The following is a 15,195-nucleotide window of genomic DNA, read 5'->3' on the forward strand; positions in this document are numbered from 1 at the left end:
AAGAAGAGAAAATGAAAAATCTTAACATACTATTTATTACAATCATACTACTAAACACTGTCTTTCTTTTTTCATGCCAAAAGAATTCTTCTGAAAACAACAGTCCTGTAGAAAATACAATCATAAAAATTAGTATACCAAAAGTTAGCAATACGTCTGAGTCTAATCTAATGGCCAGCGTTCCAAATTCAAATACACAACAAGAACAAGTCATTCATTTGGAAGACGGAATTATTGCTTTTGCAACTTTAACTTCTAATAAAAACAATAATTTAAAAAGCGTTAATAAGAATGCTAATACTGGGGTACTTCCTCAACATTCAGATTTAACACCTGAAACTAAGTATAGTTTATATGTTTACAATGTAGATGGCACATACGTTGATCATCGCGAATATATCGCTGGGCAAGAAAACAGCACACCTGCACTAAGTGTATCAGGAGGAAGAGATTTTATTTTTGTAGCATTTTCGGTCAATAGCAAGACATCTCTTCCTACACTCGAGAACTATAACAATCTATCAACAGCTAAATTAAAAGATATCACAGAAGATTTGATGTATTTTAAAGAACGTATTAGCATAATAGCCTCACAAGAAAATACGCTAAGCATTATATTGAAACATCAATTTTCTTCAATAACAACAACTGTAAAACTTTCACAGGAAGATGGTCAAGATATTCCTAGTACAGACATTAGAAACATATACAATGTAAATGACCTTGTCTTCAGCAACATCTCATCTTCTGCAACATTAAGTTTGAATGACAACTCAATCGTCTTTGCACAACCTTCAACCCAGACGACTAAAAGAGCATTATTTAACAAAACTGCACCAGATTACTTAACCTCTCAAAAACAAAAATCAACATTGCCTACAATCTTGATTTCCCCCAACACTACCACAGCAAAAGTTACTATCCCTGCCATAACGATTACAGAAGGAACTAATGAGCATACTTTAGGTAATATACCTATTGAAAACATCAAAATCACACCAGGATATAGATATAATTTAACGATAAAAATATACAAGCCGTCAACAACTCCAGGTACTATTACAAACGATGTAAACACACCTGCGCTTAATAATCACGAATTCTCTAGATCAGTACCGGCTGAAACAGCAACTGACACTTACTACAGGTACAATTCAGCAGCTGATCTTACATATGGATTAACCGTAGATATTCATGAATTAGACAACTCTTTTAATTTAATTATTAATGATAGACCAATAGCTATATTATCCACAACGAGTGAGGTAATTGAACATGAAACATCCACAGCTCCATCCTATGAAATTGAGTTTCAGTCTGCCTTTAGAGCTGCAGCTGGTAATAAAGCTAATATTCAATTTAAAGACAATAACATGTACGATCATTATTTAAATAGCACAGGACAAAGAATAGCGGGCTACGCAATCAATGGTGGGGTTACCAATAGTTCTTCTGTTCCATCAATTTGGTCTGTGATAGGTGAACTCAAACACCCTACTATACGCGTTGTTATCTCTCCTTCAGGAAAAGTGTCATTATTTGGAGCAAAATCATCAAAAGCGCCACTTGAGCCTCTCACATTTAGATCTGATAGTAGTATACCGAATCCTTATAGCGCCATCAAATTGCAGGATGTCGTATGGAATAAAAATAGCACAAATACCATTGCTATTACACAGAAAAAAGACGGTGCTACAGTAATAAAAGGTACCGTTAGAGGTTTCAAAGCTCAATAAAAGAACAAACGCATTAATGCACAACAAACAATCCGCCCTATAATAATATTCAGTAAAATTATACTGTTAGGTCGGATTGTTAATGATATCAAAACCACAACTCTAATTTACCTTTAGTATCATAGGGTTCGCTGAATTTAGGATACCTATTCTTAATTCAATTAACTGGGCTATTGACTATTCCCTCCTCTCTAATATTCCTCGTATATACCATCTATAGCCTTTTCAATTTTTCAAAAAATTAAGGTAATTTCATATTTATAAGTGACCTCCCTATAAAACACTTTTACAACTTGATATTGAGTTAAAATTCTACCTCCTTTTTAATCTTAAAATATGTTAATCATGAGAACTAATTCAACTAAAAACCAAGGTTAATTTTTAATTAAAAACAACACAAAGAACTACCTGAACTTCCCTTTTGTAATAAATTATTCCCTTAAAACAGTGATTTTTTAACTCAATATTTATTCTCATTTTTGATATGCAATCAAAATTCTAAAAGTTTACCAAGAATAATAATCAATCTTCATGGCGCATCGCATTTACATCTATAATATTGATTTCTCTACAGGAGAAAGCTACCCAAATTATCTAGGCGAGTGGAATTATGAACTACCTCCCTTATTGTTACCCTTATTTGGACATAATATTCGTTCAAAAAGATCACAATTATACGCAGATCGCAAACAAGGAATTGAATTATTAAGGCAATTTTATGATTTATTAGCTGAAGTATATCAATTAAATAGCAATGCTACTTTTACAGAAGCAGTTCATCAAATGTTTACTTTATTAGAAGAATTACCTTTTAATACCTTCCTAATAGAAGGAAGAGATGTATTTAATATGAACGAAGAAAGTCACAGCAGCCAGGCTAAAGATTGGGTGTTACAGATTAAAGAAAATATTACACTATTTGAAAAGGCAATCTCAACTAGAAGCTTAGATGTATTAACAGATTTTGTAAAAAGTTTTGGTTACGAATCTTTTCTAGACGCCTTACAAACGGAGTGGATTAATTATGGTTTAGGTTATTGGAACGATGTAATCTACAAAGAAGTGTATACAGAAGTTTTCATCGAAAATGATTTAAAAGGTTTAAAAGATCTGAAAAATAACATCATTGTTCCTGCGCAATACCATGAAATATATGAATTTGAGTTTAATACTGCAATTGTTCAGAAGGACAACAAATTTGGATACATCAATGATCGTGGTTTCGAAATTATAAAACCTATTTATGATGAAGCTTTTGATGTATTTGAGATTTATGGTATTCATTCTGATGATATTTTTTCTACATTAAAAGTAGCTATCATCGTACGCAATGGTGCCTATGGATTAATCAATATTGAGAATAGTCTGATACTCATTCCTACAGCATATGATAACTTGGAATGGTTAAATCATCAATATTTTAATGCTAAAAAAGGTAATTCTTATCAGCTAATTGACTTTCAAAATCATGTCATCATCAACCAAGAAAACTTGGAACCCTATGAGCATGAATATCCCAATTTATTTTTCAAAAAAGTAAAAGGAAGCTCAAAACGTGATTACTTTTCTTATTCTGGGGTTTATCTAGGTTCTTTCGTGGAAGATTCTTTGGTTGCATTGGCGAATCAACATTATTATGCTAAACAAAATAAATGGCAAAAAAAGATTGTAATTATTCAACCGAATGGTCATTTGTTAGCGGAAGATGTAGATCAAATTCTTTTCTCTGACAATTATCAAACTTTAGCTTACAAAAAAGAAAAACAATGGTTTTTGTACGATACAAAGTCGGAAAAACATGTAGCAACATCAGAAGTTATTTCGCATGCTCATTTCGATCAGATTAATCATTATGTGAAAGATTTATTTGTTTTAACAACTGCTGTTGGTATTGGTATGTACGATGCTAAAAACGATAAATGGTTAATTGCTCCCGATGAAAACATCAAAAAAGTTCAGCATTTAGACAACGAATTTCTAAAAATAACATATAAAACTGGAATGAAATATTGGGATGCTAACACTCATTTTTTGAGTCCAATTTATAACCATGTTTCAGAAACTTATGATCGCAATCGATATCAAGTTCTTATTTATAAAGAGGATGAATTGTTGGTTTTACAGCCCGATAATGAACTGAGAACTATTACCTCAGCAGAAATAGGTCATCTGTACAATCATGCCAATCGACTACCAACAGAAGATAAAACTGCTTTCGAACAATTTTTTCAAAAATGGAAAACGAAACAAGGAATTGACTTTTACACTCTTTTTGATGAAGATACGCTGTATCAAATGGGATTGAATTTTATTAGAGAAAATAATATTTCAGAAGCCAAAGCTGTCTATGAAATAGGAGCTTCTCGCAATCATGCTAAAATCATGACCGAACTAGGCATTATGTATGCTGATGAAGAGAATGTAGATTTTTATGATGTATCCAAAGCAAATGAACTGTACAAAAAAGCTTCTACCTTAAATAATAAAGATGCTTGGAACAATTTAGGATACCATTATCAGAATGGATATGGATTTGAGCAAGATACGCAAAAGGCAATTGAAGCCTACACGCAAGCTGGAAATTTGGGTAATGGACTAGGTTGGACGAATTTAGGTGATTTGTATTATTTTGGCGAATTGGTAGAAAAAGACTTGGATATTGCTTTAGCGTATTACTTAAAAGCTTCCAAACTGCATGAAACCAATTATGACAAGCTTACGTATATCTATTACCAAAAAGACGAGCATAAAAAAGTGTTAACCTACTTGAAAAAAGATTACGCAGAAGCATATTCACCCATTTATTATGCAATTATGTACGAAGAAGGGCTTGGTGGTTTAAAAATAAATATTGCAAAAGCCATTTCATATTTCGAAAAAGCAATGAACATCATGGAATATCCGCATGCTGTAAAACAGCTTTTATTTCATTATCGAAAAGAATCAGAATTTGAAAATGAGGAAAAGTTTGAAGTATGGTTGCAGTACGCTGAAATAAACGAAATTGAAATTGATAAAGTTTTATTAGGTATAGAAGGTAAACAAAAACAATCCCTTCTGAAAAGATTATTTAAACAGAAAAAAGAATAAAAATGAAAGCTACAACAGTATTTATTAAATCAATAGAAACTTTAAAAAGTTGGATTACCAACGGTAAAGTTGTTTTGGAAACCAAAAAGTGGAAAGATGGTTTAGAAATTACAGCGTCAGAAGAATTGAATTTTAAGGTAGAAAGAATTTCTAATGTTGAGTTAGAAGAAATTAAATCCTACACGAATCACTCACTTCCAGAGTCGTATTATCATTTTCTTCAAGAAATTGGTGCAGGATCGTTCTTTTTTTCTAAATATATCGATGGTTTTGATATGTACAATTTAGCACAGTTAAAAGAATACAACACGCTGTTTCAACAAGAAATTGAAGATTGCGAAGAAGAAGTGAAAGATCAATTTATAATTATCGGATCTCATCTTTGTATGGGCGATTGGATGGGATTTTGTACCACAAAAAAAGAAGAAAAAAACTTTGATGTGTATTGTCACGAATATCCAATTGACGATTATGTAGCGACTTCAGATGAACTCAACTCTTGGCGTACATTTGAAGAATGGCTGATAAAAGCTGTAGAAACTAAGGGAAGTGAAACATTATAACTGTTGGTAACCCCTACGTATCAACGAGTAATGTTTATTTTTAAAAGAATATAAAAACATATAGAATGAAAGTAATCTTGGATAAGGAAGGTTACAAAGAACTCATTGTCCCTGAAGAATATAAACTCTTAACCGAATACTTTAGCACAGATATTCAATCTGTTGGTGGCGAATATGAGTTAATGTTACTTCATCAGTTTCAGGAAAGTGATAAAGATTATCAAGAAATTGGAGTCGGAAATGCTTTCCCTTTAATCTTCAAAAAAGATTCTGTCACGATTGAAAATATGTTTACGGATAAATTACTTAGTGATATTCCAATAGATTTTTATGAGAAATGTCTGCAATCTTGGATTGAAATAAAAAATATAAATGATGAAAGAAACAATAAATGAATTACTCAATAAATTGGACGAAAGTCTAAACAGTAGTTCTTTATATCTTTTTTTTGAGGAAGAAAATACGGTGAATTATACAATCTCTGATTTCTTATTAGAAAAATTCAAAAGTGGTGAATTTCATCAAGCTTTAGTACAAAGCGATTGCGATAGAGGTTTTGACAATTATGTCGAACTTTTAATTGAGAATGATGTATTAAGAAGAAAAGTATTATCGGGAACAACTTACAATGGGGAGACCAATTTGGCTCTTTACCCTATTTCAGAAGCTGATGCTAAGAAATACATAATCGAATTATTAACAGGAAATGGTCAAAATTTTTCAAAAACGATTAATGGGAAATTCGTTTCTATTGAAGAAGCAGAAATCCTAACGAATCATTTTTTTCAATTTTTTGAACCATCTAAGGAAGAAGTATTGTTTTATCAAGTCATTCCTAATTTTTTATGGAAAGTTAATGACATTGATGAAAACTTAGCTCATTTAGGTTTTTTCGAAGGACATCATAAAGATTTTGTATTAATCATTCAAAGCACAAAGAAGCAAAAAATCAACCTCCATATACTATTAACAAATGGTTATGGATAATAAATTTTTAAAAACAAAAGTATGCAAGAAGAACATTCGACCATAAAACTGACAAAAAATGAAACTTTAGAAATGATAATGGCTTTAGACAAAATTGTCGTTTCATTGGATAAAATTAAAACCCATTTGACCTATACATATACCTCAACACAAAACCATGACAAGGCACTAAGCAATTATCTTACTACTGGAATTTTTTAAAAAAATCGAAGAAATAGCTTAATCTCCTTCCGCTAAAAATAGCTGATTCTTGGGATTGTTTATGCTGCTTAGATTCCTAAAATTTGTAAGATTATACACATATCATTTTTTCAACCATGAAAAGCTTAAAGGCACCTATTCTACTCCTAGCATTAATATCATTCGCTTCCGCCTTTGCGCAAACGCAAGATGAACTGTCTACGCCCATAAATAACAGCACTATAAATAGTATCATTGGCGTTGACCGTGATTTAAAATTCATCCTACTTGTGGAACAGAATAATGCTTACTTCTTAAGTCTAAAGTCAGCAGATATGCTTGAAATAAGAGATAACACCATCTATTTAACAAGGCCCGATAATCAATTTAGCTCTTTTAAATTTGATATTAGCAATACACAATTAAATATTTACCTCACCCCTGAACGTCAGCAAGAATTGGAAATTAAAACCTACAAAATTTTAAGTGAGGATATTGAGTCAATCGTATTTGACCTGTTTATAGATACACCAGAAAAGTTGAATACCGTAATGGCCAATCAGGATAGGTTTCCTTATCAGTTTCACTTCCTGCTGAGTTCTTATTACGCATTTGAGATCCCTTATGTAGAAAACATCAATAACCTATTTATAAGAACGATGCTGGCAGATAGTAATTATGAACTGGCAAAGGAAGTTTACAAAAAATTATACAGCCCAAAAGATGCTAATACCTATTTTGATAAAGAATTGGACAGCTCTTTCGATAATTTGTTGATTCATGCCATTGAAGCGGAGGATATAGCGTTGCTTAGCAGCATCCCTGACTCCTATTTTGAAGATCATATTCAGCTTAATACGAATATAAGCATTTCCTACTTAGGCTATGCTGTTCTTCAGCATAAGAAAAAAGCGATGTTATTCCTTAGTAAAAAAAGCGCACAGCCCGAATATATAATTATAGATACCTCTAGAAATAAAAAGTATACCTATCAGAATCTTCCAGAACTTGTGCGAGACGAGGATGCCTTACTCGATTATTATGAGATCCTATACAAGAAAAGAAACTATTAGTTCACTATTGTTAATGCATGATAAAAGCTTAAACAAAATGAAAAATATAAGTCCTGCTATACTGTGTATTATACTGCTCCTTTGCTATGGAGCATGTAAGGAAAGAAAAGCAAGCAGCGCTATAGATATCACTTGGAAAGACAGTGTTGCGGGAGATTTTAGTTTTACTGAACAATGGAGCTACCCAGAGGGTGTTTATAAGAATAAATTCGGGCAATTAAGTTGTGACGGTATTTGTCCTCCAGAAACAGATCTGATGAAAGACGAAAATGGCAAAATTTATGAAGACTCATTGCAAGCTTTTTACAAGGTAGTAGATACCACACATATTTACTCCACAATGCAATCTCAAAGTACTGCGATAGAATTTACAGATCCTACACAAATGACAGCAGAACGCATCGATAAAGATACAATAGAAGCCTTTACAAGGCTCAATAGTGCTACACATAGCGCACTAAAAATCAAAATCATAAAAGATCACTATTTTATACCTACGGTAGAATTAATAAGTATTCATGTTGGAGATAAAATAATATATCCGTGCATTGAAGGAAAATTAGAAATGGATAAGATGTATTGGAAAAAAAGAATTATAAAAGCAAATTTCTCTTTTCTATTTTTTGATAAAGAACAGCCTAATAAACCCATTGAATGGAACGGTAAAATATTTTCCAAAATTGAATCCAATTAATATTGTAGGGACTTAAGTTATTAAAAATGAATTCAGAATATTTAAAAAACTTGGTAAAGAAACTGAATTTTATAAAAAAATATATGGAGCACACCAAGATATGTCCCTTACATACAGCCATCTTTAACAACAGAAAGGTTAGATACTGCACAAAAAGAACTAGGTATTATGTTTACAAAAGAATTGGTTGACCTATTAAACAATCAAACCTTGATGAATTAGAAATTGAAACGGCCAAATCCCTAAAAGAAATGTCGGCAGAAATTGAGCTCATTCTCGACTTCAAATGTATAAACACAGCATAATAGATATTGGTCACCCTAATTATAGGTATCAATACAAAGATTCTGAGATTTGGGTATTACCAAATAAAGTTAAATGAGGGTATTACCGTAAAAGTGAACGTCGATCTAAACACTTCTTCAAACAAATGGAAGTTGATCTTTACACTTTAACGAATTGCAAGAAACTAATCTTTTACTCAGCTTTCTAGATATATAGTTAAAGAATGAAATTGTGACAATTTTTGCAGCACATAAAATTACAACAATGACAATTGAGGATCAAGGATAGGATTATAGACCAGATTTTAGTTTAGAACTGCAATTCAATCAAAATATAAACCTTCAACCGTGCAGGAATTTTAGTAGTTGAAAGTCGATTTTGTATTTAAATCCCAAAATAGGAATTTAAGGAGTAACTTTTAAAAGCTACTCCTTAAAATTTATTTTTAGATCATGGAGAACCAAGATTGAAAAAAACTTCCCACAACAGGCAATCCTTTTTCTTCAGATTTCACAGCACTAACGATACCCAATATCAAAGCAATCAATAAAATAATACCCCCTACTGTGGAGATAATACCTCCAATACCAGGAATATAAGTTAAAAAACCTATCGCAATACCTAATACAGTAACACCAATACTTTGACGAATATGAAAACGTCCCAAACTAGTTGGTTGTTTATTATTCATCACCAATGCTACAATAAGCCCTATTATTGTAAGATATGATACGATAGCAACTGTTTTCCCTTGACTTACTTCTCCTAAATTAATTTGCTTTTTTTCCATGATTAGATAGTTTTTTCTTCTTTTATGTGGGACAAAATTAAATCTAAGTCAAAACAATTACTATAGCCGAAAAAAGGGATATTTAACAATATCGATTCTACAAGTAATCATTTTGGCTGAAATCAGGGATAAACAAGTACATCAACTATACCTAACTTTAATACCATAAATTAGAGAACAATAACATGAAATCGATTATAAATATTTGGAATGAAAAACGAAAGTAATAAAGAACAAATTATCCCTATACAAATTCCTGTTATTGCAGATTATGTATTGAGTCCGATTGTTATTTACAATGACGAATTCACGTCCATCAATTTCGAAACTGAAGACGAAGCTTTTGGACGAATAACGATTCAGAATCTTGATGCTATTAAAATATGTCGAGGAGAACTCCCGCCTTATCACGATCCTACCGAAATTGAAGATTATATCCCTGGAACTTGGGTGTACAAAGTAGAAAATTCAGATTGGTTGCACGAGCGTTATCACTATGAAAAAGAACATTATGAACAAGCTTATGAATGGGGCAATTCGGTAGATGAAATGTTGACGGATTATACTCATTATTTTTTCCGCTTTCATGACGAATTTGTTGAAGTGATTACCAAAGGTTTTTGGTACGAACAAGCAAAAGAATCTTTTGTAGGAAAACCTTTAACCAAAAATCACCCATTTCTTGCGATTGATAATGGGTTTTCGGATGAGATGACAATTGGTGAAAAAAAATATTTTTTCAAACACAATCCGTTAGCTGTTGAAATTTTAGAAAACCAGGCGCAATTCTGTCAACAAAAGTTAATCGAAGTTTGGCTTTCTTTACCAAAGGATGATTTTGTAGAAGGTAGTTTACGCATCAAAAATACAAATGGTAAAACAATATCATTTTATCAACCCACATTCGGTAAAGCTGTATTTATAAAAGAAGGAATCTCAACAATAGAAGATTTGAAAAACTATTTAAAATTGAAATAAAATGATGATGAAAATGGACAGAACGACTAAGATTCTAAAAATTGAAAAAGTAGTCACTTATATAGAAGATTATTGCTGTGTCGTTTCATTTGCTTCTGATAGTAGCAATAATCCCGAATCTTATCTGATTTTAACAAGGCAATCCAGCGAAATGGAAGGTGGAAAACCTCTAGAAAACTTTGAGTGGGATTTGCAAATTGATTACGATGGAGAAATCACAACATTGACTTCTTATGTTTACGAAAACGATGATTTAACATTCATTTTTGATGATGGAAAGTTTAATTTGAAACTTCAACTATCAAAAAAAGTTGATTTGAAACCTTGGTTAGAATTTATTTTTAAAGAAGAAGTTTAAAAACTTCAAAACAAATCTTATGAAAAATTTAATCCTTCTTTCTTGTCTAAATCTTTTGTTTTTAACGGCTTGTGGACAAAAAAACACGATCAATATTCAAACTCAAAAAACAGTGAATTGGATACCTTATCTAACTAAAAATGGTGATTACATTTATGTGGACAGCAACTTAAAACAACAAATAAATACGGCTTATGCTGGTGCGTATAAATTTACTTTAACAGGTTTTACGATTGTTAACAATAAGGATAGAAAGTCGGCTGTTATTGATACCAAAGGAAATATTATCGTTGACTACACAGAAGAATCTATAGAATTAGAAGTGTTTAATCAGTTAACATTGATGATGAAAGAACTTGAGTACGAAAAGAAAATGCCTTTGTGGAAATGGGATTGGAACATTATGGGCGGTGATATTAAAAAGACCAAAACTTATAAGAAAATAGAAATCAGTGTGCTAGAAACTCAACAAGTTTTGTTGAGTAAAGATGTGCCTTATGACGAAGATAATTTTTATCTAAATCCGAATAAAATGGATGAAAATCACCTTGAGATGAACGATATTTTGTACGAAATCAAAGACAATAAGTTCAAGAAAATAAGAAGCGATATCGAACTTTCTTTAGACCAAAAAAGATATATCCCCACAAGCGAAAATCAATTTGAAATTTATAGTATTGATGCTAAAAAGCCTTTATTTTCTGGCCTTACAGGAACCGATCGTATTGAAATCTCGGTAAACAACAAGCCTTTTGTTTTAGATTCTATCAATCAAGATCGTTACGCTCCTCCAATTCCGCAACTTTTTCAAGATCTCAAAACCACAGCAATTTTCCCGTATCCGCAATATGACAAAGCTTTTCCAAAAGAGATAAAAAATGCCACAGCCGAACAAATTAATTTTATGAAAGATGTTTCGTTGGTGTATTCCATCAACAATTCGCCTTATTTTGTGTTGGGTCGTTTTAATTACGATCACAGCGTTTGGGCGTACGATTGGTTGTATGTGGACACAGCAGGAAATTTGCTAAAGAATGTTTCTGTAAAAGATTTCTTTATACAAGATCGAGTTGGTTATGTCGTCTGGCCCGATAAATACATGATTTTATCGGAGAATGAACTGAAGAAAGATCAGAAAATTGGCAAAACATCATACGTTTATCAATCAGGTAATCAATACATTACCCAAACAACAAAAGATGACAAGAAATTGAAAGAAGGAATTTGGAATGCCGATTCTAAATCGTGGATTTTATCTCCCGAAAATTATACCGTTGAAATTTTAGACTCAGAACGCCAAATTTATGCTTTGCAGAAAGAAAAAGAAGGAAAATTCATTTTGTACAACAACAAAACCAAACAGCAAATAGGTACAAAATCATATGATTCAATTGATGGCAGTGGTTGTGTTCGATATACCTCCGAAAATAAAAAACAAATTTATTATTACATCGATATTTTAACAGGTAAAGAATATAAAGAGTAAGAACTGATTAAAAGAAATTTTAGAAAAATTTCTTTTTCAATCAGACTTTCAAATCAAAAAATATAAAATAATGAATACAAGATATATTCTAATGGGTCTTTTAGCAATTTTTTTAATAGGTTGTAGCAATCCAAAATCTGAAATAGAGAAAACTGAGGTTGTAAAAAAAGATACAATACTTCGTAAATCGATCGATTCTGTTAATACGAGTAAAATCAATGAGCTTTCCCCTTTAGAAAAAATAGAAAAGGATAATAACGAAAACATTCTTTCAGTTGGAGAGCAAGTGAACAAAGCCTTTATAAGATTAAGTGAAGGCGATAGTCTATTTAAGGTATATTCTAGCAAATATGGAGAACATCGCTTTTATGGCTTTCAAAAACCTGATTTGAAATCAAAAAGAATGATTTTATTCTCTATTTATACAAATGATGTGGATAAAAATCCTTTCAAAATGCCTTATGGAGCCTATTATGATATTTCAGGAATGGATGATCAAGGGTTTAAATTAAAATATGTTGGAACAAAAGGAGATTTTATAGAAATGAAGTTCATTGATGCGACAGATATTGGTGGTGAACCCATATTTTTTGAAAAAAAATGGATTGATATTGAATAACTATGACCAGAAGAAATTTCAGGAAAATTGTCATTGAAGATAAAGTATACAAATGGCAGTTTAATTCCATTATCCAGATTTGTCCAGAAGGGCTTTATAATAATAAGTTAGAAATTGATTTTGGTTACTATGATTCTTGGCTTTATGTGAATGACAAAGAAAACGAACCCGAAGATTACGAACCCAAAATTGTAACGCCGGATTTTGTAAGATTAGGTATTGAAACAGCTCTTCAAATGGGTTGGAATCCTAACGCGAAGCAAGGTAATTTTCAATTAAAGTACAGAAACCAACAGTTTAATAAAGAAAATAAACCATGAAAAATTACTTTGTAATGGGGTATCAACCCGAAAAAAACATGATCCAGAATATCGTTTCGGTAGCTTATTTTGTGGAAGATTTAACGCATTGTAAGAATTATGAAGATTATCCCTTTTACCGGAAAAGTGATATTAAATCTTTCAAATCATTGTTTATGGTAACAAAAGACTTCAAAAAGTATACATTTGATATTCTTCATGATGACCCCAATCGCTATGTTGTTTCAGTTAAATTTTTGGAAATATTAAAATCATTTCAAATTCCAATTCATCATATCATTCCGTTGGTTGTTGTAGAACATCGAAATCACAAGTTGAGATTAGAAAATCAATTTTTTTATATCCAAATCGAAATATTATCCATTGAAAATACCATAGATCTAGTAAAAAGCAAGTTTACATATGATGAATACAATTCTATTGAAGATGTATTAATCTTAAAACCGAATGAAAACTTAGAAGTCGACTTTTTTATTTTAGACGAAATTGGTATAAAAAATCAAACACCTATTTGCTCTGAAGAATTTAAAATCGCTTGTGAAAAAGAAAAAATCCGTGGAACAAAATTCTTCGAAATTGCCCATACACCTTGGCTAAAAGGTGATTCATTGGATAATTATTTTGCAGAATTAAGAGGTGAAACCAATGTGGAAACTTTAAAAACGCTTTAAATGATGCAACGAATAGACAGTATCCTATTCATTAATCCCGAAAATCCTAAAGAACAAGCGATCTTCAATTTTCGGACTTGGTGTATGCTCATTGAAGGAATCATGGTAAAATACGCTAATAAAGCTCCCGAGGAAGCATCAAAAATTTTAGAAAATTCGAATCTCTACAAATGTTTGCTCGAAGATATTCGCAATAAGGATTATGAAGGTTTGTTTTTTTATCAACATGAGCTAGAATACCATTGGGCGATGTTGCTGACTTATGGAGAATTGTATTGGCACAAGGGAATTAGTTCTATCGAGCCAGAAGGGTTTGATAATTGGGAAAGTCGATACATAAAAGAACACAACTTAGCAGCATTAAGTTTTATCAATCTTGAATTAGAATAATATGGAACCATCAACTTTGGCACTAAAAACGTGTAATTCGCTTATCGACGATCAAAATATGGTTTCTGAAGAACGTGTTTTGGATATTTTGAAAAAAATGCCCGATTATTTCGTTAAACATTTTGAAATTCCTAATGATGACTACGAAGGCTGCCTTTATGAATATGAATTTTGGATAACTACTTTAGGTTTACGTTTAACAAAAGGATTTAAATTGTTTTATCCAAAGTACTTAAAGAATTCCAAAATCGTTCATGAGATAAAAAGAATTCTTGAGAATGAAAAATATGCAGGTGGTCGCGAAGGATTTATTTATCTGTTACAAGAAAATAAATTAGATCATTTATTTGTTGAAATAATATCGAATCATCCTGAGTTCTTCCTAATTCCGAGATTACAATTTCCAACAATTAATTCTTTAGTCAAAAGAAAAATTAAAGGTTTTGAGAATGAAGTCGAGCAACTTTTCAAAACTTTAGATAAACGAAAAGATGGTGCTAGATTTTACAATATCTGCCAAAAATATTTAACGGATTCTGTGAATTATAAAAGACATTTTAAAGATATTTTAGGATAAAAAAATTATATGTATAAATTAACTAGAGACGATAGCGAAGATTTAGGTTTTGTTATTACTTCCTTTTTCGAAGGTGCTATCACTAAAGACGAATTGTTGCAATGGTGCTATCATATCATCGAGAGTTTTATGATACGGAGGATATTCCATTGTATATATTTGATTTAGCGACTGAAAAATATCAAAATAATGAGATATTCAAAATAATTGGTTTTGTACCCGATTCTAATTTAACAGCAAAACAAGAAAAGGCATTGTATGGCATCGCAACAAAAAGAGGAGGTACATTAGGTGATGTAAATTATAAAGAGAAAACCGTTTTGAAAGCTTTAGAAGAATCTCCTGAAATAGTGGAACTATTTCAAAAAGCATTTCCATTTTACCAAAAATAATTTAAC

Annotated in this window: 18 protein-coding genes; 17 read left to right on the forward strand and 1 reads right to left on the reverse strand. The window is 31.4% G+C overall.

Translation table 11 applies throughout. The annotated features are described in order from the left end of the window. The first annotated feature begins 11 nt into the window (after window positions 1-11). The 8 genes from IPZ78_RS08600 to IPZ78_RS08635 all read left to right on the forward strand — a co-directional run bounded on the left by IPZ78_RS08600 (window position 12) and on the right by IPZ78_RS08635 (window position 8,323). Window positions 12-1,736 carry a hypothetical protein gene (locus IPZ78_RS08600; RefSeq protein ID WP_225552714.1) on the forward strand — a complete coding sequence of 575 codons (1,725 nt, stop codon included), beginning with the start codon at window positions 12-14 and terminating at the stop codon, window positions 1,734-1,736. 531 nt (window positions 1,737-2,267) lie between these two features. Continuing rightward, the gene (locus IPZ78_RS08605; protein WP_225552716.1) at window positions 2,268-4,826 is read left to right on the forward strand and encodes an SEL1-like repeat protein; all 2,559 of its coding nucleotides are present in this window, start codon (window positions 2,268-2,270) and stop codon (window positions 4,824-4,826) included. 2 nt (window positions 4,827-4,828) lie between these two features. Then, a complete protein-coding gene (locus tag IPZ78_RS08610) occupies window positions 4,829-5,389 on the forward strand; it encodes an SMI1/KNR4 family protein (RefSeq protein WP_225552718.1) in 561 nt (186 codons plus the stop codon). Between the two features lie 65 nt (window positions 5,390-5,454). Next, the gene (locus IPZ78_RS08615) at window positions 5,455-5,784 is read left to right on the forward strand and encodes a hypothetical protein (protein ID WP_225552720.1); all 330 of its coding nucleotides are present in this window, start codon (window positions 5,455-5,457) and stop codon (window positions 5,782-5,784) included. Next, entirely contained in the window at window positions 5,762-6,376 is a 615-nt protein-coding gene (locus IPZ78_RS08620) for a hypothetical protein (RefSeq protein WP_225552721.1), read from the forward strand. Before IPZ78_RS08615 ends, IPZ78_RS08620 begins: the two co-directional genes overlap by 23 nt. A 21-nt stretch (window positions 6,377-6,397) precedes the next feature. Next, on the forward strand, window positions 6,398-6,577 hold the full coding sequence (locus tag IPZ78_RS08625) for a hypothetical protein (RefSeq protein WP_225552723.1): 180 nt from the start codon (window positions 6,398-6,400) through the stop codon (window positions 6,575-6,577). Window positions 6,578-6,693: 116 nt separating this feature from the next. Next, the gene (locus IPZ78_RS08630; protein ID WP_225552725.1) at window positions 6,694-7,629 is read left to right on the forward strand and encodes a hypothetical protein; all 936 of its coding nucleotides are present in this window, start codon (window positions 6,694-6,696) and stop codon (window positions 7,627-7,629) included. A gap of 37 nt (window positions 7,630-7,666) precedes the next feature. Beyond that, entirely contained in the window at window positions 7,667-8,323 is a 657-nt protein-coding gene (locus IPZ78_RS08635; protein WP_225552727.1) for a hypothetical protein, read from the forward strand. A gap of 730 nt (window positions 8,324-9,053) precedes the next feature. On the opposite strand, the gene IPZ78_RS08640 is transcribed toward IPZ78_RS08635, so the two are convergent. Next, on the reverse strand, window positions 9,054-9,398 hold the full coding sequence (locus tag IPZ78_RS08640; RefSeq protein ID WP_225552729.1) for a DUF4870 domain-containing protein: 345 nt from the start codon (window positions 9,396-9,398) through the stop codon (window positions 9,054-9,056). Between the two features lie 210 nt (window positions 9,399-9,608). On the opposite strand from IPZ78_RS08640, the gene IPZ78_RS08645 reads away from it, so the two are divergent. The 9 genes from IPZ78_RS08645 to IPZ78_RS08685 all read left to right on the forward strand — a co-directional run bounded on the left by IPZ78_RS08645 (window position 9,609) and on the right by IPZ78_RS08685 (window position 15,189). Next, on the forward strand, window positions 9,609-10,376 hold the full coding sequence (locus IPZ78_RS08645; protein ID WP_225552731.1) for a hypothetical protein: 768 nt from the start codon (window positions 9,609-9,611) through the stop codon (window positions 10,374-10,376). A gap of 1 nt (window position 10,377) precedes the next feature. Next, the gene (locus tag IPZ78_RS08650) at window positions 10,378-10,734 is read left to right on the forward strand and encodes a hypothetical protein (protein ID WP_225552732.1); all 357 of its coding nucleotides are present in this window, start codon (window positions 10,378-10,380) and stop codon (window positions 10,732-10,734) included. Between the two features lie 19 nt (window positions 10,735-10,753). Further along, window positions 10,754-12,220 carry a hypothetical protein gene (locus IPZ78_RS08655; protein ID WP_225552734.1) on the forward strand — a complete coding sequence of 489 codons (1,467 nt, stop codon included), beginning with the start codon at window positions 10,754-10,756 and terminating at the stop codon, window positions 12,218-12,220. A gap of 70 nt (window positions 12,221-12,290) precedes the next feature. After that, window positions 12,291-12,839, forward strand: coding sequence for a hypothetical protein (locus IPZ78_RS08660; RefSeq protein WP_225552736.1), 549 nt, complete (start codon window positions 12,291-12,293; stop codon window positions 12,837-12,839). 2 nt (window positions 12,840-12,841) lie between these two features. Then, entirely contained in the window at window positions 12,842-13,159 is a 318-nt protein-coding gene (locus IPZ78_RS08665) for a hypothetical protein (RefSeq protein ID WP_225552738.1), read from the forward strand. After that, window positions 13,156-13,830, forward strand: a complete 675-nt coding sequence (locus IPZ78_RS08670) for a hypothetical protein (protein WP_225552739.1) — start codon at window positions 13,156-13,158, stop codon at window positions 13,828-13,830. Before IPZ78_RS08665 ends, IPZ78_RS08670 begins: the two co-directional genes overlap by 4 nt. Continuing rightward, window positions 13,831-14,220, forward strand: coding sequence for a hypothetical protein (locus IPZ78_RS08675; protein WP_225552741.1), 390 nt, complete (start codon window positions 13,831-13,833; stop codon window positions 14,218-14,220). 1 nt (window position 14,221) lies between these two features. Then, window positions 14,222-14,797, forward strand: coding sequence for a hypothetical protein (locus tag IPZ78_RS08680; protein ID WP_225552743.1), 576 nt, complete (start codon window positions 14,222-14,224; stop codon window positions 14,795-14,797). Between the two features lie 101 nt (window positions 14,798-14,898). Then, on the forward strand, window positions 14,899-15,189 hold the full coding sequence (locus IPZ78_RS08685) for a hypothetical protein (protein ID WP_225552745.1): 291 nt from the start codon (window positions 14,899-14,901) through the stop codon (window positions 15,187-15,189). Window positions 15,190-15,195 lie beyond the last annotated feature (6 nt).

Origin of the sequence: Sphingobacterium bovistauri (assembly GCF_020295405.1) — a bacterium.
Classification (GTDB): domain Bacteria; phylum Bacteroidota; class Bacteroidia; order Sphingobacteriales; family Sphingobacteriaceae; genus Sphingobacterium; species Sphingobacterium bovistauri.